General features: G+C 72.6%; 27 protein-coding genes. 13 read left to right on the forward strand and 14 right to left on the reverse strand.

Going from position 1 to position 24633, the window contains the following annotated elements; translation table 11 throughout:
- Window positions 1–68: 68 nt before the first annotated feature.
- From IE207_RS13030 to IE207_RS13050, 5 genes are all read right to left on the reverse strand, one after another.
- Window positions 69–2405, reverse strand: coding sequence for an Orn/Lys/Arg family decarboxylase (locus tag IE207_RS13030; protein WP_190184312.1), 2337 nt, complete (start codon window positions 2403–2405; stop codon window positions 69–71).
- A 170-nt stretch (window positions 2406–2575) separates the two neighbouring features.
- Window positions 2576–4111, reverse strand: a complete 1536-nt coding sequence (gene proP / locus IE207_RS13035) for a glycine betaine/L-proline transporter ProP (protein ID WP_190184706.1) — start codon at window positions 4109–4111, stop codon at window positions 2576–2578.
- 191 nt (window positions 4112–4302) lie between these two features.
- A complete protein-coding gene (locus tag IE207_RS13040; protein ID WP_190184313.1) occupies window positions 4303–4749 on the reverse strand; it encodes a peptidase inhibitor family I36 protein in 447 nt (148 codons plus the stop codon).
- Between the two features lie 123 nt (window positions 4750–4872).
- Window positions 4873–5895 (reverse strand): ArsR/SmtB family transcription factor, encoded by a 1023-nt coding sequence (locus tag IE207_RS13045; RefSeq protein WP_190184314.1) that lies wholly within the window; start codon window positions 5893–5895, stop codon window positions 4873–4875.
- A gap of 175 nt (window positions 5896–6070) precedes the next feature.
- A complete protein-coding gene (locus IE207_RS13050) occupies window positions 6071–7303 on the reverse strand; it encodes a serine hydrolase domain-containing protein (RefSeq protein ID WP_190184315.1) in 1233 nt (410 codons plus the stop codon).
- A gap of 265 nt (window positions 7304–7568) precedes the next feature.
- On the opposite strand from IE207_RS13050, the gene IE207_RS13055 reads away from it, so the two are divergent.
- Window positions 7569–7760 (forward strand): antitoxin, encoded by a 192-nt coding sequence (locus IE207_RS13055; protein ID WP_190184316.1) that lies wholly within the window; start codon window positions 7569–7571, stop codon window positions 7758–7760.
- Between the two features lie 89 nt (window positions 7761–7849).
- The gene (locus IE207_RS13060) at window positions 7850–9049 is read left to right on the forward strand and encodes a glycosyltransferase 87 family protein (RefSeq protein ID WP_190184317.1); all 1200 of its coding nucleotides are present in this window, start codon (window positions 7850–7852) and stop codon (window positions 9047–9049) included.
- 9 nt (window positions 9050–9058) lie between these two features.
- On the opposite strand, the gene IE207_RS13065 is transcribed toward IE207_RS13060, so the two are convergent.
- Entirely contained in the window at window positions 9059–9382 is a 324-nt protein-coding gene (locus IE207_RS13065) for a nuclear transport factor 2-like protein (protein ID WP_190184318.1), read from the reverse strand.
- 181 nt (window positions 9383–9563) lie between these two features.
- On the opposite strand from IE207_RS13065, the gene IE207_RS13070 reads away from it, so the two are divergent.
- The gene (locus IE207_RS13070; protein WP_229873687.1) at window positions 9564–10544 is read left to right on the forward strand and encodes a TAXI family TRAP transporter solute-binding subunit; all 981 of its coding nucleotides are present in this window, start codon (window positions 9564–9566) and stop codon (window positions 10542–10544) included.
- 4 nt (window positions 10545–10548) lie between these two features.
- Here IE207_RS13070 and IE207_RS13075 read toward each other — a convergent pair whose 3' ends face one another.
- From IE207_RS13075 to IE207_RS13085, 3 genes are all read right to left on the reverse strand, one after another.
- Window positions 10549–11937 (reverse strand): HAMP domain-containing sensor histidine kinase, encoded by a 1389-nt coding sequence (locus IE207_RS13075; RefSeq protein ID WP_190184319.1) that lies wholly within the window; start codon window positions 11935–11937, stop codon window positions 10549–10551.
- Window positions 11934–12650, reverse strand: a complete 717-nt coding sequence (locus IE207_RS13080; RefSeq protein WP_190184320.1) for a response regulator transcription factor — start codon at window positions 12648–12650, stop codon at window positions 11934–11936. The genes IE207_RS13075 and IE207_RS13080 overlap by 4 nt, the downstream gene beginning before the upstream one ends.
- A 73-nt stretch (window positions 12651–12723) precedes the next feature.
- Window positions 12724–14082 carry an MFS transporter gene (locus tag IE207_RS13085; RefSeq protein ID WP_190184321.1) on the reverse strand — a complete coding sequence of 453 codons (1359 nt, stop codon included), beginning with the start codon at window positions 14080–14082 and terminating at the stop codon, window positions 12724–12726.
- A 199-nt stretch (window positions 14083–14281) separates the two neighbouring features.
- Here IE207_RS13085 and IE207_RS13090 point away from each other — a divergent pair, with 199 nt between their 5' ends.
- The gene (locus tag IE207_RS13090) at window positions 14282–14506 is read left to right on the forward strand and encodes a hypothetical protein (RefSeq protein ID WP_190184322.1); all 225 of its coding nucleotides are present in this window, start codon (window positions 14282–14284) and stop codon (window positions 14504–14506) included.
- A gap of 4 nt (window positions 14507–14510) precedes the next feature.
- Here the strand turns inward: IE207_RS13090 and IE207_RS13095 are convergent, their stop codons facing one another.
- The gene (locus IE207_RS13095) at window positions 14511–15809 is read right to left on the reverse strand and encodes an MFS transporter (RefSeq protein WP_229873688.1); all 1299 of its coding nucleotides are present in this window, start codon (window positions 15807–15809) and stop codon (window positions 14511–14513) included.
- Window positions 15810–15872: 63 nt separating this feature from the next.
- Here IE207_RS13095 and IE207_RS13100 point away from each other — a divergent pair, with 63 nt between their 5' ends.
- Window positions 15873–16364 carry a universal stress protein gene (locus IE207_RS13100; protein WP_190184323.1) on the forward strand — a complete coding sequence of 164 codons (492 nt, stop codon included), beginning with the start codon at window positions 15873–15875 and terminating at the stop codon, window positions 16362–16364.
- On the opposite strand, the gene IE207_RS13105 is transcribed toward IE207_RS13100, so the two are convergent.
- The gene (locus IE207_RS13105) at window positions 16330–16845 is read right to left on the reverse strand and encodes a GNAT family N-acetyltransferase (protein WP_190184324.1); all 516 of its coding nucleotides are present in this window, start codon (window positions 16843–16845) and stop codon (window positions 16330–16332) included. The genes IE207_RS13100 and IE207_RS13105 overlap by 35 nt on opposite strands.
- Window positions 16846–17008: 163 nt before the next feature.
- On the opposite strand from IE207_RS13105, the gene IE207_RS13110 reads away from it, so the two are divergent.
- The 4 genes from IE207_RS13110 (at window position 17009) to IE207_RS33955 (ending at window position 18761) form a co-directional block, all read left to right on the forward strand.
- The gene (locus tag IE207_RS13110) at window positions 17009–17422 is read left to right on the forward strand and encodes a rodlin (RefSeq protein ID WP_190184325.1); all 414 of its coding nucleotides are present in this window, start codon (window positions 17009–17011) and stop codon (window positions 17420–17422) included.
- A 165-nt stretch (window positions 17423–17587) separates the two neighbouring features.
- Window positions 17588–18193, forward strand: coding sequence for a GNAT family N-acetyltransferase (locus IE207_RS13115; protein WP_229873689.1), 606 nt, complete (start codon window positions 17588–17590; stop codon window positions 18191–18193).
- Complete coding sequence (locus IE207_RS33950; RefSeq protein ID WP_308433588.1) at window positions 18190–18441, forward strand: DUF6817 domain-containing protein; 252 nt, start codon at window positions 18190–18192, stop codon at window positions 18439–18441. The genes IE207_RS13115 and IE207_RS33950 overlap by 4 nt, the downstream gene beginning before the upstream one ends.
- A gap of 23 nt (window positions 18442–18464) precedes the next feature.
- Entirely contained in the window at window positions 18465–18761 is a 297-nt protein-coding gene (locus tag IE207_RS33955) for a hypothetical protein (protein ID WP_308433589.1), read from the forward strand.
- Between the two features lie 9 nt (window positions 18762–18770).
- Here the strand turns inward: IE207_RS33955 and IE207_RS13125 are convergent, their stop codons facing one another.
- Window positions 18771–19262, reverse strand: coding sequence for a flavin reductase family protein (locus IE207_RS13125; RefSeq protein WP_190184326.1), 492 nt, complete (start codon window positions 19260–19262; stop codon window positions 18771–18773).
- A 366-nt stretch (window positions 19263–19628) separates the two neighbouring features.
- Here IE207_RS13125 and IE207_RS13130 point away from each other — a divergent pair, with 366 nt between their 5' ends.
- Window positions 19629–19832, forward strand: a complete 204-nt coding sequence (locus tag IE207_RS13130; protein ID WP_190184327.1) for a hypothetical protein — start codon at window positions 19629–19631, stop codon at window positions 19830–19832.
- A 101-nt stretch (window positions 19833–19933) separates the two neighbouring features.
- Here IE207_RS13130 and IE207_RS13135 read toward each other — a convergent pair whose 3' ends face one another.
- The gene (locus IE207_RS13135) at window positions 19934–20683 is read right to left on the reverse strand and encodes a ZIP family metal transporter (RefSeq protein WP_190184328.1); all 750 of its coding nucleotides are present in this window, start codon (window positions 20681–20683) and stop codon (window positions 19934–19936) included.
- 87 nt (window positions 20684–20770) lie between these two features.
- A complete protein-coding gene (locus tag IE207_RS13140) occupies window positions 20771–21454 on the reverse strand; it encodes a DUF4230 domain-containing protein (protein ID WP_190184329.1) in 684 nt (227 codons plus the stop codon).
- Window positions 21455–21631: 177 nt separating this feature from the next.
- On the opposite strand from IE207_RS13140, the gene IE207_RS13145 reads away from it, so the two are divergent.
- From IE207_RS13145 to IE207_RS13155, 3 genes are all read left to right on the forward strand, one after another.
- A complete protein-coding gene (locus IE207_RS13145; RefSeq protein ID WP_190184330.1) occupies window positions 21632–22789 on the forward strand; it encodes an aromatic acid exporter family protein in 1158 nt (385 codons plus the stop codon).
- 61 nt (window positions 22790–22850) lie between these two features.
- On the forward strand, window positions 22851–24062 hold the full coding sequence (locus IE207_RS13150; RefSeq protein ID WP_190184331.1) for an MFS transporter: 1212 nt from the start codon (window positions 22851–22853) through the stop codon (window positions 24060–24062).
- A gap of 164 nt (window positions 24063–24226) precedes the next feature.
- The gene (locus IE207_RS13155; protein ID WP_190184332.1) at window positions 24227–24577 is read left to right on the forward strand and encodes a PRC-barrel domain-containing protein; all 351 of its coding nucleotides are present in this window, start codon (window positions 24227–24229) and stop codon (window positions 24575–24577) included.
- Window positions 24578–24633 lie beyond the last annotated feature (56 nt).

Below are 24633 nucleotides of genomic sequence, written 5' to 3' on the forward strand. Positions count from 1 at the left end.
TGTCGGGATGTGGTAGCCCGTACGGAAGTGCGCTATGGGCACGCCGGGGTGGAGGTCCGGGCCTCCGGTCAAGCGCCGGGAGGGCCGTCCTCGCGTACGCACTCGATGAGGTAGTCACCGGTGTCGGGGTCGATGGTGACGCCGTGGGCTTCGCTGTGGAAGCCGGGGAAGGCCCGGTCGAAGGCCTCCAGGGCACCGAGGTAGCGCAGGACGGGGCCGTCGGGGGCACCGAGTGCTTCTCCGGGCATCAGTACGGGGATGCCGGGCGGGGTCACGGTGACCATGGCTGCGGCCACCCGGCCGGCGGCCCGCGCGAGGGGGAGGCGTTCGGTGCCGCCCCGGATCAGTCGCTGATAGCAGCTCCGGGGCGGGAGGACGGGTTCGGGCAGTTCCCGGAAGGCGGTGTCCAGGGCGTCGATCAGCTCGGCGCGGGTGAGGTGTTCGTGCATCTGCTGGCACAGGCCGCGCAACGTGGCGCTCCCGTAGCGCCGGGGGTGGCGCTCGACGAGGTGGGGCAGTACCTGCCGCAGGGGGGTGTCGGCGTCGTGGAGGGCCTTGAAGTCCATCAGGGCGTCCATCAGCGTGCCCCACTTGCCCTTGGTGATGCCCATGGAGAACAGGACGAGCGTGGTGTAGGTGTCGGTCTTCTCCACGACGATGCCCCGGCCGGCGAGGTAGGCGGTGAGGATCCGGGCGGGGATGCCCCACGATGCCGTCTCCCCCGTGGCGGTGACTCCGGGGCAGGTCAGCGTGACCTTGATGGGGTCCAGCAGGCACTGACCCCGGCTCAGGCCGGCGAACCCGTGCCAGTCGGCGTCGGGGTCGAGCTCCCAGCAGCGCGGATCGGTGGCCAAGAGCGCCGGGGAGGCGTCGGCGAAGGGAACGCGGGTGCCGTCCTGCGGGTCGGTGACGGTGTCGGGCTGCCAGACGCCGAAGAACCACGGGAGCCGGTCGCCGGCGTCCGCGATCCGGCGTCCGGTCCGCACGACGGCCTGCCGGAACCTGATCGCTTCGGTGACCGCCTCGTCGACCAGCCACTCGCCCTGTGCGCCGTCCATCATCGCCGCGGCCACGTCGAGCGAGGCGATGGCCGGATACAGCGCCGAGGTGGTGCCGTGCATCATGAACGCCTCGTTGAACCGGTGGTGTTCCACGGGCGCCCGGGGCGAGGACTTCACGTGCACCATGGCGGCCTGCGACAGGGCGGCCAGCAGTTTGTGCGTGGACTGGGTGGAGAAGACGGTGGGCCGCTCCGCTCCTTCGAAGGTGTCCGGGCCGACCGCCATGCCGTAGCGGCCGGCGTACAGGGGGTGGAACCGGGCGTAGGCGAACCACGCCTCGTCGAAGTGCAGGCGGGGCGTGCTGGGCGCCAGGGAGCGGGCGGTCTGCACCGTGTCGTAACACAGGCCGTCGTACGTGGAGTTGGTGATCACCGCGTACTGGGCCTCGGGCGAGACGGCCCCGGGTGTCAGGGGGTGTGCGGCGATCCGGGCGGCCACCGCGGCGGGCGCGGTCTCGCGGGCGGGGAGCGGTCCGGCCAGCCCGTAGCCGTTGCGGGTGGGGACGAGGTAGACGGGGCGGGCGCCGGAGATCACCAGTCCGTGCAGGACCGACTTGTGGCAGTTGCGGTCCACCAGGGCGATCTCGTCGGAAGTGACGCAGTAATGGCCGACCATGCGGTCCGCGGTGGAGTCGCCGTGCAGCACGAAGTACGTTCGCTCGGCGCCGAAGATGCGGGCCGCGTTGCGCTCGGCGTCCCCGATGGGACCGCTGTGCTCGAAGAGGGAACCGAGCTCCTCGACGGAGATCGACAGGTCGGTGCGGAAGAGGCGCTCGCCGTAGTAGTCGAAGAACGCCCGTCCGACGGGTGATTTCAAGAACGCCACCCCGCCGGAATGCGCCGGGGTGTGCCAGGAGTATTCGTGGGCGTCGTCGAACCGCCGGAGCGCCTTGAAGAACGGTGGCAGGACGGAGTCGCCGTAGGCGCGTGCCGCGTTGGAGACACGGCCGGCGATGAAGGACGGCGTGTCTTCCAATGGCCAGATGTAGCCGACGGCCGTCTCCGCCACCCACAGGGGCAGCCGGTCCAGGCCCTGGTCGGAGTCCTCGGCCATCACGACGAAGACGGGCAGGTCCTTGAACCGGCGGGAGACCTGCCGCAGGACCGCCGCGCCCCCGCCGTCGGCGTCCGCACCGGTCTCCGACGGCAGGTCCCAGGCCACGACCGCGGCTGTCAGGCCCGCCTCGGTGCGCAGGGCGGCGCGGGCCGCCTCGGAGGTGCGGGCCCACCGCACCTCCAGACCGTGGTTCTCCAGTTCCTTCCCGATCCGCCGCAGTTGGTCGCCTCCGACCCCGCCGCCCAAGGGGTCCTCGCGCAGGGCCAGCAGGACACTACCGTTCGCCATGACACTCTCCATGAGGGTGTTGCCGTTCCGCTTGACCTGCACGAGTCTCAAGCGGAACGGACCTGTTCGGCGTCGGAAGCGGGTGGCACTCACCCGTACGGGTAGCACCCGGCCACGGGCCCGTCAGGGCCCGTCAGGGCCGGTTCACCGGCCCCCGCACTCGGTCCCGGTCACCCCTCGTGGTCGTGGGGGCCGTGGTGGGACCGCGGGTGGCGCAGCCGCACCCAGACGTCCCTGGCGCGACGGCCGGCCGCCGAGCGGCTGCGGGCCACCAGGCGCTGCGCCTCGCCCGGGGTCTCGACCATGGGGCCCGAGCCTCGCAGCGGTTTGCCCGCGGTCTCGTGCAGGAAGAGCGTCGAGACGAAGCCGACGGCGCCGGCGACCATGAGGTAGTACGCCGGGACCATCTCGTCGCCGGTCGCCTCGACCAGCGCCGAGGCCACCAGCGGCGTGGTGCCGCCGAACAACGAGACGGAGATGTTGAAGGCGAGGGACAGGGCCCCGTACCGCAGTCTGGTGGGGAACAGCGCCGGCAGCGTGGAGGCGGCCGTACCGGCGAAGCAGACCAGCAGCAGACCGAGCACGGCGCAGCCGATGGCGGGCAGCAGGATCCCGCCCCGGCGGATCAGCACGAAGGCCGGTACGGACAGCGCCACCAGGGCGACGCTGCCGGCGAGGAACACCGGGCGGCGGCCCCATCGGTCCGACGAATGGCCCACGGTGGTGATGGTCAGGACCACCAGCAGCATGGTCGCGAGGACCAGCACCTGCGCGGTGGTGGCGCTCTGGCCGAGGGTGACGGTCATGTAGGTCGGCAGGTACGAGGTCACCATGTAGTTGGTGACGTTGTACAGCAGGACCAGTCCCATGCAGATGAGGACGGCCTGCCAGTGCTGGGTGAAGATCTCCTTGAGGCGTCCCTTGCCGGATTCGCGGGCGGCCTCGACGGGGTCCACGTCCTCTTCGCCCTCCGGGCCCTTGGAGGCCTCCGAGGCCGCGTAGGCGGCCTCCTTCTTGAAGGCGGGGGTCTCCTCCAGTTTCATGCGCATGTAGAGCCCGATCAGGCCGAGGGGGCCCGCCAGGTAGAAGGGGATGCGCCAGCCCCAGTCCTCCAGGCCGCCGGTGCCGAGGACGAGGGTCAGTACGGTGACCAGACCGGAGCCGAGGGCGTAGCCGACGAAGGTGCCGAAGTCGAGCCAGCTGCCGAGGAACCCGCGGCGGCGGTCGGGGGCGTACTCGGCGATGTAGGTGGTGGCGCCCGCGTACTCGCCGCCCGTCGAGAAGCCCTGCACCAGACGGCACACGAGGAGCAGGAGCGGGGCGGCGACGCCGACGGAGTCGTACGAGGGCAGGAAGCCGACGGCGAAGGTGCTGGCCGCCATCATGATCATGGTGGCGGCCAGCACCTTCTGCCGCCCGATGCGGTCGCCGAGCGGACCGAAGACCAGACCGCCCAGGGGGCGGACCAGAAAGGCCGCGGCGAAGGTGGCGAAGGCGGAGACGACCTGTACGCCGGGTGAGCTGGCCGGGAAGAAGACCTTGCCCATCGTTCCCGCGAGGTAGGCGTAGACGCCGAAGTCGAACCACTCCATCGTGTTGCCCAGGGCCGCCGCCGTCACCGCGCGCCGCACCTGCGGGCGGTCGGAGACGGTCACGTCCTCGCTGCGGATCATCGTCTTCCGGCGCCGCACGAGGATGCGGAGCATCCGGTCGGTGGCCGGGTGGCCACCGCGCGCCGGCCTTCTTCCCGGCCCGTCACCGGAACCCCGCCACGGTCCTGCCATGCTGTCGGTCTCCTGGTCGGTTGCCGCTGCCTCGCCGGCTTCCGATTCTGTCGCCTTCGCGCCGGCCGGGCGTGCCGGCGCCTCCAGGTGGGTGAACCTTTCAGTTCACAGCACTAGGAACCCTTGTAGGAGCCGATCGGGGTGGCCGTCCCGCAGGAGGAGCCGCCCAGTTTCTGTACGGAGGAGATCCGGTCGTGGAGACCGAACCAGTCGCCGAGTTTCGACACCGAGTAGCCGGGCCGCACGCAGTACCTGGCGCCCCTGTAATTGGGGTCTACGTAGACGTACCAGGACACGCTGTTGCGGTTCCACACGGAGTCGAACCGGTCGTTGTCGCCGCCGAGGGCGGGCGCTGAGGCCGTGTAGGCGGTGAAGATGCCGCCGTAGTCCGCGTCGGACCAGGCGCACAGGCGGTTGTCGGCGCACTGGCCGGGACTCGCCGACGCGGGCGCCTGGGCGGTGGCGAAGGCGATCACCGCCGCGCCCACGAGCAGCGCGGCACGCCGCCCTGCGCGGTGCCGGCGGGACTTCGTACCCCGTGAACTCGTTGAAGCTGTCATGCGCGTGCTCCCACCTGGGTCGTGGATGTGATGACGGACGGACCGCGCGGAGGCGGCGCCGGTACGCATCCTGCTGACGGTCGGGCTCCGCCGGCCACGGTGTTAAGCCACCGCTTAAAGCCTTCACGAGGGGACGTCGTCTCCCGCGGCCCGCCACCCCCCGCCGAGCAGCTCACGTCCCAGGGCGGTCGCCACGTGCAGCACGCTGCCGCCCCGACGGCTCGTGGTGATGAGGCCCGCGCCGCGCAGGGCCTTCGCGTGCTGGCTCGCCGCCGCAGGGGTGACGCGGAGCCGCGCGGCGAGCTCGGCGGTGCCGCAGCCGTCCGCGGTGACGCGCAGCGCGGCCGCCCGGGTGCGTCCGAGGAGGGCGCCCAGGGCCTCGCCGGCGGTTGTGCCGTTGCCGCCGTGCCACAGGGCGGAGCCGTTCGCCGGGCCGGTCACCGCCGGTACGGTCAGCCGGGGCACCGATGCGTCGTCGAACGGGTCGTAGAGGAGGCTGAGCTCGCGCCAGGAGAACACGGTCGGCGCGAGGACGAGCCCGCGTCCGCCCAGGTGGACGTCGACCGGGCGGGGGTGGCGTACCTCCAGGACGGGCGGGCGCCAGCGCACCAGCGGCGGGCACAACGAGGTCAGCAGGCCTTCGACGCCGTGCTCCAGGAAGGTGCGGGCGTACTGGGCGCGTACCGCGTCGAGGCGTGCGTGGGCGGCAGCCCAGTACGGCCCTACGGTCACCCGGTGGCAGGCCGCGAGGGCTGTCGCCAGTCGCGCGCGGGCTTCGGCGTCCCCCTCGGCTACGGACCGGGCCCAGGAGGAGTGGGCGGGGTCGAAGGCGACCGCCTCCAGTTCCCGCCGTACCCGGGCGCGCGGAGCCCGCAGCAGGGCGTCGACGGCCTCATCGATGTCGGGCGAGTCCCCGGCCAGGGCCAGCAGGTCGAGCCCGGGGCCGCGGCCGGGCAGGAGCACGGTGAGCGGCCTCGCGGCCTGTGGCAGTCGCCCGGCCACCGTCGCCCGCCAGCGTTGGAAGGGCGCCGCGAGGGAGCGCCTGCTCAGCATCTCCAGGCTGTAGTACGTCTCCGCCGCGGCCCCGATCGTGGTGGCCACCCGGGTGCGGGCGAGATCGTCCGCGGTGAAATGGATACGCAGCACCAGTGGCCCCCGCCCCGTTGCCCCCGCAGTCGTACGGCGGTGCGGCGCGGCGCTGTCGCGATGTCGCACACGGCCGGCCCGCCCGCGCCGCCCGCGTGGCGGCGGGGTCATTGTCCTGCTCGCGGCGGCAGCGCTTCTACGGCGCTTTTCGGCCCTTCCGCCGGGGGGCGGCCGGTCAGCTGCCCTTGGGCGCGGAGGGCTTGTGGCCGGGGTAGACGTGCTGGGGGCTCACGATGCGGGTGACGGCCTCGCCGAACAGCGTGCTCGGCTCCTGGCCGTCGTGGAGGACGTCGGTGTTGAGGACGATGACCATCGTCGCCCGCGCCTGGGGCAGGTAGACGCACAGGACTTCGTAGCCGGGCAGTGAGCCGTTGTGGCCGATCCAGCCCTGGACGTCGAAGATGCCCAGCCCGTAGCCGTCCCCCGGCACGCCTATCGGCCGCGTCTTGAGACGCTCGGCCTGCGTCGCGGGCGTCAGCAGCGTGCCGGTGGCCAGGGTGTGGGCCCAGCTGCGCAGGTCCTGGAGGTCGGAGATCATCGCTCCGGCGGCCCAGGCCCAGGAGGGGTCCCAGTCGGTCGAGTTCTCGATCTTGCCGGACGCCGTCTGCTCGGTGTAGCCCTGCGCGTGGGGCTCCGGGAACTCCGCGCCCGTGGGGAAGAGCGTGTGGTGCAGCCCCGCCGGAGCGACGACGTCCCGCATGACGACGTCGTGCAGCGGCCGGCCGGTGACCTTCTCGATCACCAGGCCGAGGAGGACCAGGTTGGTGTTGGAGTAGTCGAACTGCGCGTCCGGCTGGAACTGCACGCCGTGCTTGAAGCCGTAGGCGAGCAACTCCTGTGGTGTGAAGTGCTTGTCCGGGGTGGTTTCCAGCGCCTTGGCGAAGTCCGGGTCCTCGCTGTAGTTGAACAGCCCGCTGCGCATGCCGGCCAGTTCGCGCAGCGTGATGCGGTTGCCGTTCGGGACGCCGGTGACGTACTTGCCTATGGGGTCGTCCAGGCCGGCCCTGTGCTGGTCGACCAGTTCGAGGAGGGCGGTGACGGTGAACGTCTTGGTCTCGCTGCCGATGCGTACGCGCAGGCCGCTCGTCATCGGTGCGCCGGTCGCCTTGTCCGCCACGCCGAAGGACTTCACGTAACTGCCCTTGCCGGGCGCCCACAGCCCGACGGCCACACCCGGAACCTGTGCGTCGCGCAGGACTTGGCGTACGGCGGCGTCCAGCTTCGCGGCGACGGCCGGGGTGAGCTGTGCGAAGGTCCCGTCCGGGGAGGGGGAGGGCGCGGCCGGGGCGGATCGCGCCGGGTCGTTCGCCCCGTGCGCGGAACCCGCCGCGGCGGCCGGAGCGATGAGCAGACCTGCTGTTGCGGCGGCCACACAGGCTCGGCGCAGCCGGATGCGGTACGGCTTCACGGCCTGGCCTCCAGTCGTACGAGGGCCCGAGCAGGCACCAGGCTAGGCCTGCCCCGGACCGCCCGCGAGGCGGGCCGCCCGGGTGTGTCGGCGCGGGTTCTCCTTTCGCATCCTTGGTTCCTGATCCGCTTCGGGTGGAGAACGGGCAGGTCAACCGGCCGCAGGAGGCGCACTCGTGTCACACCGCAAGCACGGGCCCCGGATGCGGTTTGCCGGGCGCTGGATCATCCTGGGAGCGCTGGACCACGAGCGAAGGAGATCGGCCATGTCCATGATGGACAAGCTCAAGCAGATGCTCAAGGGACACGAGGACCAAGCCGGCAAGGGCATCGACAAGGCCGGGGACTACGTGGACGGGAAGACCGAGGGCAAGTACCGCACCCAGACCGACATGGCGCAGGAGCAGCTCAAGCGGCGCCTTGGGCCGGAGGACCCGCCTCCGCCGCCCGCGCGGTAGCCGGTTGACCGTAGTTGCCGCTCGGCACGCCCGCGCCGGTGGGTCTCACGGTGCGGGCGTGCCGGCGGGGACGCGGGATGATGGGCCGCATGACGAGTTGGCTGACGCGCCACGCCGCGCTGATCGCGGCGTGCTCAGCGGTGGCGCACCTGGCGGTCGCCTTCTGTGCGGCCGACATGTTCGACCTCCGGGTGTACCGGGAGGGGTCGCCCGGCGTTCTGACCGGCCACCTCTACGACTTCCGACTGGCCCGCGCCGATCCGGGGGCCCTGGCGCTCCCCTTCACCTACCCGCCCTTCGCCGCCCTGGTGTTCCTGCCCCTGGCGTACCTGCCGTGGTGGCTGACGCAGGTGCTGTGGCAGTTGCTCTCACTCACCGCCGCGTTGTATCTCGTGCGGGGCTCGTTCGCGCTGCTGCACCCGGACCGGCCGGCCGAGCCCGCCCGGATCCTCCTGTGGACGGCGGCCGTACTGTGGCTGGAACCCCTGCTGCACGGGCTCGCGCTCGGTCAGGTCAGCCTGCCGCTCGCCGCGCTGTCGCTGGCCGCCGCACTCCGGCCGGGCCCCCTTGCCGCCGGTACGGGGATCGGCCTCGCGGCCGGGGTCAAGCTGACCCCGGCCGGCGGCGTCCTCTACCTGCTGGCGGCGGGCCGGCGTCGGGCCGCCGGGTGGGCGGCCGCGACCTTCGCGGCGACGGTCGTCCTCGCCGCCCTGGTGGCCCCGGTGGAATCCTGGCGGTACTGGGGGCATCTGCTCGGGGACAGCGGGCGCATCGGTCCGCTCGCGTCGGTGGAGAACCAGTCGCTGCGCGGCTGCCTGGCCCGGCTCCTCGGGCAGGACGGCGGTGTCGCGGGCCTGTGGTGGCCGGCGGGGGTGCTCCTCGCGGCCGCCGCGACGGCGTACGCGATGCGGGCCGCCGTGCGGCGCGGTGACCGGCTGGCCGTGCTGCTGGCCGCGCAGTTCTTCGTCCTGCTGGCGAGCCCGGTCTCATGGAGTCACCACTGGGTGTGGGTGGTTCCGGCGTTGGTCTGGCTGCGGTACGGCTCCCTGCGCGGCCGGCGCCTGAGCAGGGCGGCCGTCGTGGTGTGGGCGCTGACGGCCGGGACCTGGATGGTCCCCGCGCTGCACGCGGTGGCCCCGGCGGGCCGCGCCGTGCCCTGGCCGGTCGCGGTCGCCGCCTGCGCGTACCCGCTGGCCGCCGCCCTCACCCTGGCGGCCGTCGCGTCTTCGCCGCGCACCGGCCCGGCCCCGGTTCCGGTGGCGGCCGGTACCGCCTGGGGAAGCCGCTGAACCGGCGCCTCAGGCCTGGCCGGTCTCGAAGCGGGCCACCTTGCCGCCGTCCACGGTGAACCGCCACGCCGTGCGCATGCTGCCCCAGGTGTCGTTGCGGAACTCCGCCACCAGCCCGAGGCCGTCACGGGTCTGGGACTCGACGTCCATGTGGCCGCCTGAGCCGAAGATCTCCCGGTCCGTCCATCGGGTGAGTTCGCGGTCGCTGCCGTCATCGGACATCGTGGCGCCCGGGGTCAAGGTCGCGGCGAACGCCTGCCGGTCCCCTGCGTTGAGCGCGGTGACGAAGGCCCGCACCGCGGGTTCGGTCAACTGGTCGGGAGGGATGGACATCGCTCGCTCCGTTGGCTGTCGGGGTGGACTCCGCTCCCGATACTGACCCCCCCTGCGAGCCGTGTCTCGAGATCCGCGGCGCGTGTCGGCGTTCCGCGCACTGGCTGGTGCTGTGACCGGAAAGGTTCACCGGGTCGCGACACCCGGCAAGCCTTCCCGGCCACAGCACTAGGCTCTTGACGTGGGCAGCGCAAAGTTGAACCGTCGACGGGTGATGGGAGCCGGGCTCGGCGCCCTCGGCGCCGCGATGGCGGGTGCTTGCGCCGGATGCACCGGGGACTCCGGTCCGGCCGGCCGGCTGCTGCTCGCGTCGGGCCCGGAGGGAGGCCCGTACAACGCGTTCGGCAGGGCCCTCGCGCAGGCCGTCAGCGCGAGCGGCAGCCGTCTGCGGATCGTTCCCGTGAGCACCTCGGCCAGCGTGGACAACCTGCGCGAGCTGGACGCCGGCTCCGTCGACCTGGCGCTGGCCATGGCGGACGTGGCCGAGGACGCGGCGCTGGGGCGCGAGCCGTTCGCCCGTGCGGCCTCCGTGACGGCGCTGGCACGGGTCTACGTGAACTACACGCACCTGCTCGTCCCGGCGGGCGGGCCGGTCCGGTCGGTACGCGACCTTGCCGGGCGGCCGGTCGCGGCGGGCGCCGCGGGCTCGGGCGTGCAGGTGGTGGCGGGACGCGTACTGCGGGAAGCGGGGGTGAGCGACGGCCCCTCCCCCGCACGCGAGCGGCAACTGGGCCTCGCCGAGTCGGCGCGGGCACTGCGCGAGGGCGCGGTCGACGCACTGTTCTGGTCGGGAGGCGTACCCACCCCGGCGCTGACGGCCCTGTCGCAGCAAGCCGACCTGAGGTTCGTACCGCTGGACGGGTACGTGGGGCCGCTCCGGGAACGCTACGGCCCGGTGTACACGGCCGTCACCCTGCCGGCCGGGGCGTACGGTCTGGCGGAGCCCGTGGGCACCCTCGGCGTCGCCAACTACCTCCTGGCCCGCGCGGACCTACCGCGCAGGGCGGCGCGCGAACTGCTGACGGTGGTGTTCGACCGGTGGGGTGACCTGCTGCGGGAGGTGACGGCTGGGGCGCGGCTGGAGCCCCGGTTCGCCATCTCGACCGGCCGCGTGCCGCTGCACCCGGGCGCGGTCGACTACTACCGGTCCGTGTACGGCTGAGCGGTCAGGGCGGGGCCGGGCAGGGCGGGAGGCGCAGCTCGAAGGCCAGTCCGCGGGGCGTGTTGGCGGTGACGTCGAGGCGGCCGCCGCTGATGCGGGCGATCTCGTCGGCGATGGCCAGCCCCAGGCCGGTTCCGGGGACGTTCTGGTGCTCGGGCGAGCGGCCGAAGCGCCGCAGCAGCACGCCGAGTTGTTCCGGCGGGACACCCGGGCCGTCGTCCGTGACGCGGACGACGATCTGCCCGTCGTCCACGTCCCGCGCGGCGCGAACGCACACGCGGCCCTCGCACGGAACGAACTTGACGGCGTTGTCGAGGAGGGCGTCCAGGATGCGGCCCGTGGCGTCGGGCAGGGCCGTTGCCCGCAGGTCCTCGGGGAGGCCGGGCGCGGTCAGCTCCAGTCCGGCGGCGCGGAACACGGGGGTCCAGGCCGTGACCCGCTGCCGTACCGCCTGCGACACGTCCTGGCCGGCCAGCTCCGCGTGGCCCGACTCCACCCGCGCCATCGCCAGCAGACCGTCGAGCAGTTCCTCCAGCCGTTCGGCCTCGTCCAGGGCGCGGGCGTGCTCGGCGCGGCCCGGCCCGGGGGCGATGTGCGGCTCGACGTTCTCCAGTTGGAGCACCAGCGTGGCGAGCGGATTGCGCAACTGGTGGGAGGCGTCGGCGACGAAGTCGCGCTGGCGGCCGATGGCCTCGGCCATGGCCTGTGCCATGGTGTTGAAGTGCTGTCGAAGACGCCGCAGTTCGGGCGGCCCGGTGTAGGAGACGGCCCGCTCCTGGAGGCGTCCGGCGGTCAGTCCTTCCACCGCCCGGTCCAGGTCGAGTACCGGGCGCATCAGCCAGCGCGCGGTTCCCGCAGCGACGAGGGCGGCAGCCGCGAAGGCGGCCAGCGCCCCGGCGGCGATCAGCGACCAGCGGACCGTCACGTCCCGGCGGGCCGCCGCGGTGGGTACGGACAGCAGGACCGCCCCGCTGACCCGCTCGTCGCGGCCCACCGGCTCGGCGACGACGACGCTCGCCGGCCCCCAGGGGCTGAGGGTGGGCAGCCGGTCGGTGGAGCGGCCGGTGAGGGCCCGGCGGCGCGCGTCCTGCGTCCCGGTGGAGTCGCGAGAGGTCGGTCCCGAACGCGCGAGCGTGCGTCCGCCCGTGTCCACGACGACCACCCCGGCGCCGTACAGCTGGGCGTAGCGGCTGATCTCGGCGGACAGCTCCGACCGGTCGGCGCCGGTGCGCATCCGGTCGGCGAGGTCGGCGAACCGCACCGCTTCCGAGCGTCGTTGCAGGAGCAGGTGCTCGGTCCGTCCGCGCGCGTACGCGTCGGCCAGGGGGACGCAGAGCAGCAGCGCGGCGGCGCCCATGAGCACCATCAGCACTGTGAGGAGGCGGCGTCTCATCCTCCGCCGTCCCCTTCGTCACCCGCGGCGGGGGAGCCGAGTTGGTAGCCGAAGCCGCGGACCGTGCGCACGAGCGCGGAGCGGCCGGTCTTGGCGCGGATGCCGGCGACGTGGACGTCCAGGGACCGTGAGGCGCCGAGGAAGGCGTCGCCCCATATCCGGTCCAGGATCTCCTCGCGGGAGTGCACCTCGTCCGGGCGGGCGGCCAGGAAGGCGAGTACGTCGAACTCCCGCCGTGTCAGCCTGACGTCGCGGCCGGCCACCGTGACCGTGCGGCCCGCGAGGTCGACCTCGACGTCCCCGGTGCGCACCGGGCGGCCACCTGCGCCGGAGGGGCCGGCCGCCGAACGGCCCGACGCGATCCCCGTCCTGCGGCGCACGGTGTCGATGCGGGCGATCAACTCGGCCATGCGGAACGGCTTGACGACGTAGTCGTCGGCGCCGGCCCGCAGACCCTGCACGATGTCGCGCTCGTCGCAGCGCGCGGTCACGACGATCAGCGGCGCGTCACAGACCGTACGCAGCCGGCGCAGCAGCTCCAGGCCGTCCAGGTCGGGCAGGCCCAGATCGAGCAGGACGAAGTCGGCTTCGTGTACGTGCCGCAGCGCGTCCAGGGCTCGGCCGGCCCGGCGGACCGTGTGCCCGCGCTGGGCGAGTGCGGTGCCGAGGGCCTGGGCCATGCGGTCGTCGTCCTCGACGAGAAGGGCGTGCACCGGCGGTCCTCCCCGTGACGCGCGCGAACCGGAAGTCGAGCCCCCGCCCGACCGGTCGGCCCGGTGCAGCAGCTTACGCGAGCTGCCGGACCGGGTCGTCGGCCTCCGCCTCCGCGCGGCTGAGCGCGGCGTTTCGGGTGTCCGGCATCAGGACGTAGGTGACGAGGGAGACGAGCGCGCAGCCGGAGACGTACCAGAAGAACATCTTCTCGTGGCCGCTGTCCTTGAACCACAGCGCCACGTACTCGGCCGTGCCGCCGAACAGCGCGTTGGCGATCGCGTAGGGCAGCGCCACGCCCAGGGCCCGTACCCGGGTCGGGAACAGCTCCGCCTTCACCGCCGCGTTGATGGAGGTGTAGCCGGTGACGATGACCAGCGCCAGCAGGGACAGTCCCAGCGCGGACCAGTACGAGGACGCCGACCCGAGGGCGGTCATGATCGGGTACGTGCCGACGGTGCAGCCCACCGCGAAGGTGATCAGCAGGGGACGGCGGCCGATCCGGTCGGACAGCATCCCGGCGAAGGGCTGGAGCACGGCGAAGAGGGCCAGGGCGGTGAAACTGACCAGGGTGGCGGTCGTCTTCGCCATGCCGGCGCTGCCCACCAGGTACTTGGTGAGGTAGGTGGTGTACGTGTAGTAGGCCACGGTTCCGCCGAGCGTGAGCGCCATGACCAGGCCGGCCTGCCGCTTGTACTGCCACAGGGCCTTGAGCGTGCCGCGTGCGCTGTCGTCGTGTGCCTCGGCGCCCGACGACTCCTCATGGAACGCGTCGGTCTCCTGCAGCCGCCTTCGCAGCCAGAAGACGACGACGGCGAACAGTGCCCCGAAGACGAACGGGATGCGCCAGCCCCAGTCCTGCAACTGGGCGGTGGTGAGCGTGTGCTGGAGCGTGATGAGGATGCCGAGGCCCAGCAGCTGGCCGCAGGTCATCGACACGTACTGGAAGGAGGAGCCCAGTCCCCGCCGATCACGGGCCGACGCCTCGGTGAGGTACGTGGCGCTGGCCGCGTACTCACCGCCGATGCTCATGCCTTGCAGCAGGCGGGCGAGGAGCAGGACGAGGGCGCCCGCGTAGCCGGCCTGCCCGTACGTCGGGGCGACGGCGATGAGGAGGGCCGCCCCGGACATCATCGCGACGGTGAGGGTGAGCGCGCTCTTGCGGCCGTGCCGGTCGGCGGCGCGGCCGAGGATCCAGCCGCCGACGGGGCGCATCAGGAAGCCGACCGCGAAGATCCCCGCCGTGTTCATCAGCTGGGTGGTCGGGTTGTCCCCGGGGAAGAACGAGTCGGCGAAGTAGATGGCGAAGCTGGCGTAGACGAACCAGTCGTACCACTCCACGAGGTTGCCGAGTGACCCGCCGACGAGAGCGAGACGGCGCTTCTTGCGGGCGTCCCCGGGGGGCGCCGGGGGCAGGACGGCGGACGAAGTCATGGCGGCTCCAGAGGGAAGTCCCCGGGGGGAGGGGGCGGAGGTGAACGGCCCCCGGCTGTGGGGAAGTGCCCAGAGCATGCGTCGGCCCGCGCACCGGGACAAGCGACGGCGCCCAGATCTAACGTCCCGCTAAGAAAGCGCCGTGGCCTGCGCTCCGCCCGGCCCCCGGGGCCGGCGACGCGATACGTACACTCACCGGATGACAGACATGCGGTGCACTTTCTGCGGCGCCGGCGACCTCGAACCGGGGTTCGCCGAGGACGCCGGCCAGTCGGCGCCCGGGTACACCCGGTGGATAGCGGGGCCATTGGAACGGGGCCTGTTCGGCGGGGCGAAGCTGATGGGCCGCCCTCGCCGTCAGATCGACGCCTGGCGTTGCCGGCGGTGCGGCCATCTGGAGCTGTTCGCCACGAACCCCTGCTGAGCGCTCACGCGGCGACGGCGTCCGGAGCCTCAACGGGCCGCCGCCGTATCGCCCATACGCTCGGGGCGAGGAGGAGGACGAGGGTGGCCAGCGTCATCACGGCGGCGCCGGCGAGGAGGACGGACGTCGGCCCCAGGGAGGTGGCCGCGGCGCCCACGGCGAGGTAGCCGAGCGGCACCGCCATGAGTTCGCCGGTCGAGCTGAGCGAACTCACCCGGCCCAGCACCTGTGAAGGCAACTGCTCCTGCATGGCGGTGTGCCAGCAGACGATGGCGACGTCGAGGGCGGCTCCGGCCAGCACCGCGCTGGACGCGAGGACGACGAGCGGGGCGCGGGCCGCGAGGGCGAGGAGCGGGAACGCCAGCGGCAGGTTCGCGCAGATGCACACGACCATGATCCGGGAGGGTTTCCACTTGAGGGAGATGAACCCACCGCCGAAGAGGCCGACGGCGAAGGCTGCTTGAACGGTCCCCCACATGGCGGCGCCCAGATTCCGGTCGTGGGTCACGACGGGGCCCAGGAGCTGGTAGCCGCCGAGCCACAGTGCGACGACGACGGTTCCTGACAGGACGTACGACCAGAGCCAGAACCGGCCCGAGAATTCGGCCCACCCTTCCCTGAAATCCCGTAGAACCGTGGATTTCGACTTTTCCGGAGCGGAAATGGCGAGGCGGCTCACCAGGGCGGCCGCGATGGCGAAGCTGGCGGCATCCCAGGCCAGTGTCCATTGCGGCCCCACCAGGGCGACGAGCAGGCCACCGACCGCCGGCGCGGCGATTTTCACCGCATTGACCGGAAGCCGCATGAGGGCGTTCGCTTCCTGGATCTCTCCCGCTGCGACGAGATGGGGCAAAAGGCTGTTCATGGCGGGCTGCGTGAGCGCCGAGGCGCCCCCGGCGAGGGCGGCAAAGGCGGCGACCCGTGTCACGTCCGCCGTCCCCGACGCCACGAGCAGGGCAACTGCCCCCTGCGTGAGGGCCGGTACGAGGTTTCCGAGCACGATGACGCGCCGCTTCGACAGCCGGTCGGCGATCACGCCTCCCACGAGCAGCATGATCAGCTGCGGAACGGTATTGCCGGCCAGGACGATTGCCAGCGAATTCGGCCGGTCGTCGAATCCGAGCACCGCGAATGCCAGTGCGACGGGCGCCATCGCCGAACCGCTCATCGAAATGATCCGGGCCAGGACGAATAAACGGAACGGCTTGTGCCGCATTACGGAGAGGGAGGATCGGAACGCCACCCGGCGCACAGTACTACCCACCGCGTACGGCGCCGCATGGGGGTGGAAGGCCCGGAACACGGCGAATTGCCACGCCGTGTGTCACCTTGGAAGGCACCGAACGTCCTCGGAGGGTGAACGACCGTGACCGTGATCACCTGGCTCGTCGAAGGCACCTGGCAGGCCTGTACCGAGGCTGCCCGGAGGTTCGCGCCGGCCGGAGCCGACATCGTGCTGCTGCACGTCGCCGCCCAGGACGTGAGCGACGTCGGCCACGGGGCCTTCGCCGGGCTCCTCGGACGGGCACGCGTCGAACGGGATCCCGGTACGGCGATGGAACACCTCGCCTCCGCTGCCTCCGACCGCCTTCTCGCCGCCGCGAGCGAACGCCTCGGCCGGCCCTGCACACCGCTCAAGCGCACCGGCCGGGCCGAGACGGAGGTCGTGGCCGCCGCGGAAGGGGCCGATCTGCTGATCCTCGCCCGCGACGGCGATCACACCCGTCCGGGTCCGCGCAGCCTCGGTCCGGCCAGCCGCTTCATCGTCGACCACGCCTCCTGCCCCGTGCTGCTGGTCTGGCCCGAGAGCCCGCCGCTGCCGCTCAGGGCAGCGGACGCCGGTAGCGGAGTTCGGTGAGCGTGACGTCCCCGTAGCCGTCTTCCCGGGTCGCGCCGTCGGGCCGGAAACCGGCTCGTTCGTAAAAACGCCTGGCCTGCCGGTTGTCACCGAGGACCCACAGGGCCAGGGCCCGGAACTGCTGGGCCTCCAGACGTGCGTGAACCTCGCCGAGCAGGGCGCGGCCGACGCCCCCGCCGATGCGGTCGGGCCGGACGTAGAGCGCGTAGACCTCCCCGGTCCGGACACCGGCGGGCCCCCGGTACGGACCGCAGCTGATCCAGCCCACGAGCGCGCCGTCGTCGTCGAGGGCGACGAGCTCGGTCGACCGCCGCAGCGGATCGGCGAACCACGCCCGGCGCCGCTGCGCATCGCTCTCGACCGTCATCGCGTCCAGGTACCCCTGGGGGACGATTCCGGCGTACGCCGACTGCCAGCCCCGCACCCGGACCGCCGAGACGGCGTCGACGTCGGCTTCGTACATCTCCCGTACCCGCACCATCACGCCACCCTAGGGTGCGTCCGCGCGTCAACCGAACTGCTTTTGCGGCGCCGATGCACGCGCGATCGGGTGACATGCCGCCACATCGGGGGCCGGCCTCGCGTTAGCAGGACGACTTCCCCGCCAGGGGCCCTTTTCCGTTCAAGTTAAGGAATGCGCCAGAATGCTGAAGAACATGATGATCACCGCAGCAGCCACCGCCGCCGCGATCGGCGCGGGCGCTGCCGTCGCCGCCCCGGCCATGGCCATCGGCAATGACAACGGGATCAACACCGTCAACGGCAACGGCGCCGCGCAGATCTACGGCAACCAGAAGACCGAGGGCGCCATGAGCCCGCAGCTGAGCCTGGTCCAGGGCACGCTGAACAAGCCCTGCATCGGCCTCCCGGCCAAGGTCAACGCCCAGTCCCTGGTGGCGGTCATCGCCAACATCGGTGTCCAGGACATCAACGTCCTGTCCAACCCGCAGAACCAGCAGTGCACCGAGAACTCCACCCAGGCCAAGGGCGACGAGTCGCTGTCGCACATCCTGGACAACATCCCGGTCCTCTCCGGGAACCTGTCCGCCAACAGCTGACCGGGCGCCGCCTGCGCGGCTGCTCCGCCTGACCGCCCCCCGGCATCCGGGGTCGGCACGCACGGCGCACGGCCCCGGCCTCCACGAGGACGCCGGGGCCTTCGCCTGCGGCGGCACGGGCGCGGCAGGGTGGTGGCCGCGCCGGCGCCCCGGCATGATGCTGTGGTGATCGCTCCGATAGCCCCCGTGGTCCCCGCCGGCAGCATGAGTGGTGGCGGGCAACCGTCCTTCCGCCTCGCGAGCGGCTTCGTCCTGCGTCCGTGGCGACCCGACGACGCCGACGTGCTGGTGGTCTCCTGCCGCGACCCCGAGGTCCGGCAGTGGAACCGGCCCGTGGGCCTCACGCTGGACGCGGCCGTCGAGAAGATCGGACGCTGGGAGCAGGGCTGGCGGGCCGAAGAGGTCGCGATCTGGGCGGTCTGCCGCTCCGAGGAGGCCGAGCCCGTGGGGCTGATCGGGCTGGCGGACATGGATCTGCGGGGAGGAAGCGGCGAGTTCCTGTACTGGCTGCTGCCGGCCGGGCGGGGACACGGGGTCATGGCCGAGGCGACGGTCCGGGTCAGTCGCTGGGCTGTGGAGGAACTGGGCCTGCACCGCCTGCGGATCACGCATTCCGTTGCCAACCGGGCGTCGTGCGGGGTCGCGACCAGGGCGGGGTTCCCCTTGGAGGGGGTGATGCGGAGCGCGCTGCTGCACGCGGACGGGTGGCACGACGAGCACCTTCACGCACGCGTCCAGGGCGACCCCTGGCCGTCACCCGAGGGGCGGTGACCCGGACGGCGCTTCCCCCCGGCCTCGTCACCGCCGTCCTGCACCTCCTGGACGACCTCGGCGCCTCGGCCACCCCGCATCCCGGTGGCACCCTCGGCGCGCACCTGCAACGGGTTCAGCGGCAGTTGGAACACTGGGCGGCCCGGCCCGCACTCCAACTGGCGGGACTGTGCCACGCCTTCTACGGCACGGACGGGTTCGCCACCGCTCCCCTGCCCCTCGCGGAGGCTCCCGCCTCGGCCAACTGATCGGCGCCGAAGCCGAGTCCATCGTGTACCTGTACGCGAGCTGCGACCGCGGCGCTTCGTACCCGACGCTCGACGACGCCGGCGCGGCCTTCCGGGACCGGTTCACCGGCCGCACCTTCGTCCCCACGCTCCCGCAGCGCAAGGACTTCGCCGAGCTTTCGGCCGCGAACGAACTGGACATCGCCCGCGTCGACGCGGGCTTCCGCGAGAGGTGGGGAGGCGACCTCCTCGCCCTCTTCACCCGGCTCCGGCCGCTGCTCAGCCCGGCGGCGTGGCACGACTGCACGGCCGTGCTCGGTCCCCCGGACGTTCGCCACTGAAACCGGCGCTCAGGCCGGGTGGCCCGGCTCGAAGTCCTTCACGTCGCTGAACCGCAGCAGCGCGGGCGTTCCCGCGACCGGCGGGGACTGCTCGGTCGGGGTCAGGAGGAAGCCGACGTGGTCTCCGCCCGGGATGCGCTCCTCGATCCGTCCGACGAACCAGACGCAGGCTTCGTCAAGCACCGGGCTGCCGTCCGCGCTCTGGTGCCAGGCGACCCGCTCGAACTTGTCCACGCGGTCGCCGGTCTCGCTGCCGAACCACCTGGCCAGCTCGCGCTGCTCGCGCCGCAGGACGTGCACGGTGAGGTGGGTGGCCCGGCGGGCGACGCCGAAGGTGTGGTTGGCCGTGGACAGCCACACCATGTAGCGCGCGGGGTGGATCGAGCACTGCGAGGCGAAGCCCACGAGGCACCCCGCCTGCTCGCCGTCCGCCGCGGTGGTCACCACGTACATGGGACCGTCGAGCACATCGGTCAACGGGTCCAGGCTCAGCTCCGCCATTCGCAGCTCCTCACGTCGTTCCGGTCCCGCCCGGAGCCGGCATGCGGCGGCTACCCCGCGCGGGGGCTTCCAACCGCCGGGCGGTCCCCCCAACAGGTGGAGCCACTCGCCCGTCGGTGACATTGCGCCGAACGGCGGCATGTCGTCCGTCCCGCCGCCCCGGACGCGGGGTGCCGTGCGCCCACGGATACCGATGGCTCGGGACTGCGGGACTCCGGTCCGCCACGGGCAGTTCGTGCTCGCGCAACCGGATCGGCGTCCGCCCCCGCCGCCCGCTCGTCCATCCGACGCAGGGCGTGTTTCCGGGAACGCGGCAGGGGTGATTTCTGATGAGCACACCAACCCCTCCCTACTCAAGGAGTAGCCATGCGCATCCGCGCCGCAGTCACCACCCTCGCCCTTGCCGCCACCATGGTCCTCGGTGGCGCCGCCACCGCGCTCGCCCACGGTGACGACGACCACAACAGCGGTTCGGCGCACCACGGCGCCTGCTACCTGGCGGGCGGCGTCAACCACGGCAACCCGGGCTTCGCCGGCGGTTGCGAGTGGGCGGGCATCGACTGGCGCTGACCGCCCGAGCAGGTGCGTGGCCCGGAGTCCGCTCCGGGCCACGCCCGTTCCCGAACCGGCGTGCGGCCGCCGCCGGTTCGGGAACGGTCATCGGGAGCGCGTCAGGCGTGGGACACGACGAAAGCGACCAGGAACCCGAGCACCGTGGTGAGCCCGGTGAGGAGGTGCGCCTGCTCGAACGCCTCCGGGATCATGGTGTCCGCGATCATGGCGAGGATGGCCCCGGCGGCCACGGCGGTGATCGCCGCCAAGACGCTCGGGGAAGCGCTGCCGAGGAGCGTGTACCCCGCCAGTGCCGCCAGGGCGGAGACCACCGCGATGACCGCCCACAGCGTGAAGACGTAGGTGCGGCTGCGCCCCGCCCGCTTCATACCGGCCGCGCTCGCCATGCCTTCGGGAACGTTGCTGATGAAGACGGCCGCGACGGTGGCGACGCCCACGCTGCCGCCGCCGAGCAGGCTGGTGCCGATGACCACCGACTCCGGGATGCCGTCGAGCAGCGCGCCGAGGGCGATGGCATTGCCGGAACCGGGCTGTTCCTTCTCCGACGGCTGGTGCCCGCCCGACCGCTTGCGGTGCCGGGCTCCGTGCCGGGCCAGCACCACGTTCGCCAGGGAGTACGCGGCCGCCCCGGCCACGGCCCCGCAGGCCGTGGGCACGACGCCGCCCTGTTCGTAGGCTTCGCCCATCAGGTCGAAGGACACGGCGGAGATCAGTACCCCGCTGCCGAAGGCCATGATCAGCGCGATCCACTGGGCGGGGACCCGGAACAGTGATCCCACCGCCGCACCCACCAGCAGGGCCGCTCCGGCGAACAGACCCCATCCTCCTGCGACCAGCGCTCCCGCCATGTGCCGTCCTTTCGCCCGTGTGCGTCACCGCCCCCCTGCCCCGGTGGACCCGCTCCCACTCCGGTCGCCGCCGGCCGGGATCGCGGTTCACCCGTAGCTGATGCTCACCTTGCGGAAGCCGAGCGAGCGGAGCAGGCCCTCCAGCATCGCCGTGGTGTTCTGCTCCGCGCGTGCGGCGAGGCCGCTGTCGCGGGCCGCCTCGGTGATGTGCTGGACGGCCAGGCGCTGTACGGCCTGTTCGCCGGCCGGATTGTCGGAGAAGAAGTCGCCTAGCCTGTCCAGCAGGCCGCGCTGCTTCGACACGGCGTAGGAGTGGTCGGGGTCGAGGGCGGCCGGGCCGAGGGTCGCGTGCGGAAGCCTGATCGACGCCTCGGTCCGGTCGTCGTTCACGGTGACGCTCTTCTCGCCGAGGCCGCCCAGTTCGACGTATCCGCTGACCGCGCCGGCGCCGACGTACAGCGTGCGGGTCCCGCGGATGGCGTCCGGCAGGAAGGCGGCGTCCTTCTCCAGGTCGACCACCACCTGGAAGTTGCCGACCGCGCCCTCGTAGCGGTGCATGTCCTGGATCGACTTGAGCAGCGCGGGACCGGAGCGGTCGCGGGTGTCCTCGCCGAACAGGCCGCCGAGGCCGGGGAGCAGGCTGGAACGACCGACGACCACGACCAGCGCCACGAGCAGGGCCAGGCCCCCGGCCCCCAGTGGCCACCACCGCATCCTGCCCCGGCGCGGCGGGGTGACCGGCTGCTCGGAAGTACGCGAAGAGGTCTCCATGCCTTCCGTCTACCCCGCAGGGCCGCCCCCACCTCCACCCGGTGCGATCCGCTTGTCTCAAGTCCCTTGAGGTGCAGGGAGTTTGGATGCCTGCGGCAGCACGTCGGCATGCGGTGCGCAGGTGCGGGGCACAAGCGTACGATCCCGCCCCGACCGAACCCGAGAGGTGATGCCCGTATGGCCGTGGCCAGTGGTCCGGCACGACGGATGAGCGCGGCGGCACGCGAGGCCCTCGCGTACGTCCGCAGGAGCATCGAGTCGCCGGGTACCGAGCGTGACGACCTGATCCGGCAGGCGAAGACGGTGGTGGCGGCGATGGCCGCCTGGGCGCTGGCACACCGCCTCCTGCCGCCCACGGTCACCACGTTCGCGCCGTTCACCGCGATCCTCGCCCTCCAGGCCACGCTCTACCGTTCGGTGCGCGAATGCGTCCGGTACCTCGGGGCGATGGTCCTCGGGGCGGCCCTGGCCGCCGGGCTCGCCGCCGGGGTGGGCATCCACGCCTGGTCCTTCGGCCTGCTCGCCCTCCTCGCGCTCGTGATCGGGCGCATGCGGCACCTCGGTTCCCAGGGGCTCCAGGTCGCGGTCGTCGGCTTCTTCGCCTTCACCTCCGGACACGGCCGCATCGACTACATAGGCCACCTCGCCGGCTCGGTCTCCCTCGGCGCGCTCTGCGGTCTGTCGGCGCACCTGCTGCTCGCACCGGCCCGGCACGTACGCCACCGCCAGCAGGCGGTGGCCGACCTCTACGGGAGGCTGCGGCAGATCGTCAGCGAGCTGGCGGCGGCCACCGGGAAGGACGACGGGCCGACCGGGGAGCAGGTCGAGCGGTGGCGGCGCGGCTGTGACGGGGTCGCGGCGGACGCGCCGCACGTCCAGGCGTCCGTCGACGCGGAGGCCGAGAACAGCCGCCTCAATCCGCGCCGCGCCGATGGCAGGGACGGTGACGTCCTGCCGCGCGCCCAGGAGGCCGGTCAGGCGGCCGACCGGAGCGCCGCGCACCTGCGCTCCCTGCTGCGCAGCCTGTCGTACTCCCTCGACAGCGGGCACTACACCCAGGTGCCGCGCCGGTTCCTGTCCGGGTACGGCGCCCTCCTGAACACGGTAGCCGAGGCCATGGAGCAGGTCGGGCGGCCCGCCCGGACCGACCGGCGGGAACTCGAAGCCCTCGTCGAGGACGGGCTGGCCCGCCACGAGGACCTGGAGTACGCCGTCCAGCAGGACACCGCCGTACCCGCCCCCGTACGGACGCTGTGCGGCGCGCTCCTCACCGACGCGGGCCGCCTGCTCCACGAGCTGCGCGGTGCGGTCCCCGAACCAGCCGCCACTCGCTGAGACCGGCACCGCCATGGGCTCCGGGAGGCGGCCGGCGCCCCCGCGCCTCAGGGTGTTGTCCATGACACGGATCGGCGCCGCCCCCTCCCGCACCCGCCGCCCGCGCCGGCCCGGTTACGCGGGCGCCGGGGCGGTGTTCGCCATCGGCATGGCCGGCACGACGCTGCCCACCCCGCTGTACGGGCTGTACCAGCAGGAGCTGGGTTTCTCCGACCTGACGGTGACCCTGGTCTTCGCCGCCTACGCGGTCGGCGTGATCTTCACCCTCCTGGTGGCCGGGGGCTACTCCGACGTCACGGGGCGCCGCCCGGTCCTGCTCTACGCGCTCGGGCTGGGGGCGCTGAGCGCCGTCTGCTTCCTGCTGGTGGGCGGGCTGCCGCTGCTGTTCGCGGGCCGGGTGCTGTCGGGGTTCTCGGCCGGGCTGCTCAGCGGGGTGGGCACGGTGGCGGTGCTGGAGCTGGCTCCGCCGGAACAGAAGGCACGCGCCGGTCTCGTCGCGACCGCCGCCAACATGGGCGGGCTGGGCTGTGGTCCGCTGCTCGCGGGGATACTGGCCGAGTACGCCCCCGCACCGCTCGTCCTGCCCTTCGTCACCCATCTGGTCCTGCTGGCCGTGGCGGCTGCCGTGGTGCTCGCGCTGCCCGAGACGGTGGGCGATGCCCGACGGTGGGCGCCGCTGCGACCCCAGGGCCTGTCGGTCCCCGCGTCCGTCCGAGGGGTGTTCGTGCCCTGCGCGCTCGCCGCCTTCGCGGGGTTCGCGCTGCTGGGGCTGTTCACCTCGCTGGCGCCGAGCTTCCTGGCCGAGACGCTGGGCGTGCACAACCACGCGGTGGTGGGACTCGTGGTGTTCTCGGTTTTCCTCGGTTCGACGCTGGGCCAGTGGCTGGTGGGCCACATCCCGGTGGCGCGGGCGCTGCCGCTGGGCTGTCTCATCCTGGTGGCCGGCCTGCTGCTGGTCGCCGCCTCGCTGTGGACCGAGTCGCTGGCTCTGCTGGTCGCCGGGGCCCTGGGCGGTGGCCTGGGGCAGGGCGTGGCCTTCCGGGCGGGGCTCAGCGCGGTGGGTGACGCGGCGCCGCCCGCGCACCGGGGGGCCACGATCTCCTCGTTCTTCGTGGTGGCCTACACGGGGATCTCGTTGCCCGTGGTGGGCGTCGGCGCGCTGACGCTGTGGCTGGGTCTGGTCGGCGCGGGGTTGACGTTCAGCGCGTGCGCGATCGTGGTGACCGGCGCCACGGGCCTGTACCTGCTGCGGCACCGTCCCCCGGCGTCCTGAGCCGGTGGGCCGGGCCCGGTGGCTCGCCGCCGTGCAGCGGCCGCGGCCTCGGACACGTGTGGGGGCCACCGCACGGGGCAGGCGGGCGGTCGCGGCAGGGGCGCCCCGTCCCGGAGCCGTGCAGGGGGCGACGGCCGCCCGGTGCCGGAAGAGAGGAACTGCCCGTGAGCGTCAACGTGTGGGGTTACCGCGAGGGGTCGGGCCGGGTGGACGCCCTGGATCTGACGGGTTACAAGGTGGAGGCGGCTGACGGCGGCATCGGGAAGGTCAGCAAGCACTCCGACGAGGTCGACTCGTCGTACATCGTGGTGGACACCGGACCGTGGATCTTCGGCCGGGAGGTGCTGCTCCCCGCGGGCACGGTCACCCGCGTCGACGCGCAGGGCAAGACGATCCACGTCGACCGGACGAAGGACCAGATCAAGGCGGCTCCCGAGTTCATCGGCGACCGGCACGCGGAGGACCCGGCCTACTACAGCCGGATCGGCGGGTACTACGGCAACCTCCTGGGCTGACCCCGCAGGACACGCCGGCTGGCGCCCGCGCGCCGGGATGGCACCCTGAAACTGGG

The organism is Streptomyces cirratus (assembly GCF_014650775.1).
GTDB lineage: Bacteria > Actinomycetota > Actinomycetes > Streptomycetales > Streptomycetaceae > Streptomyces > Streptomyces cirratus.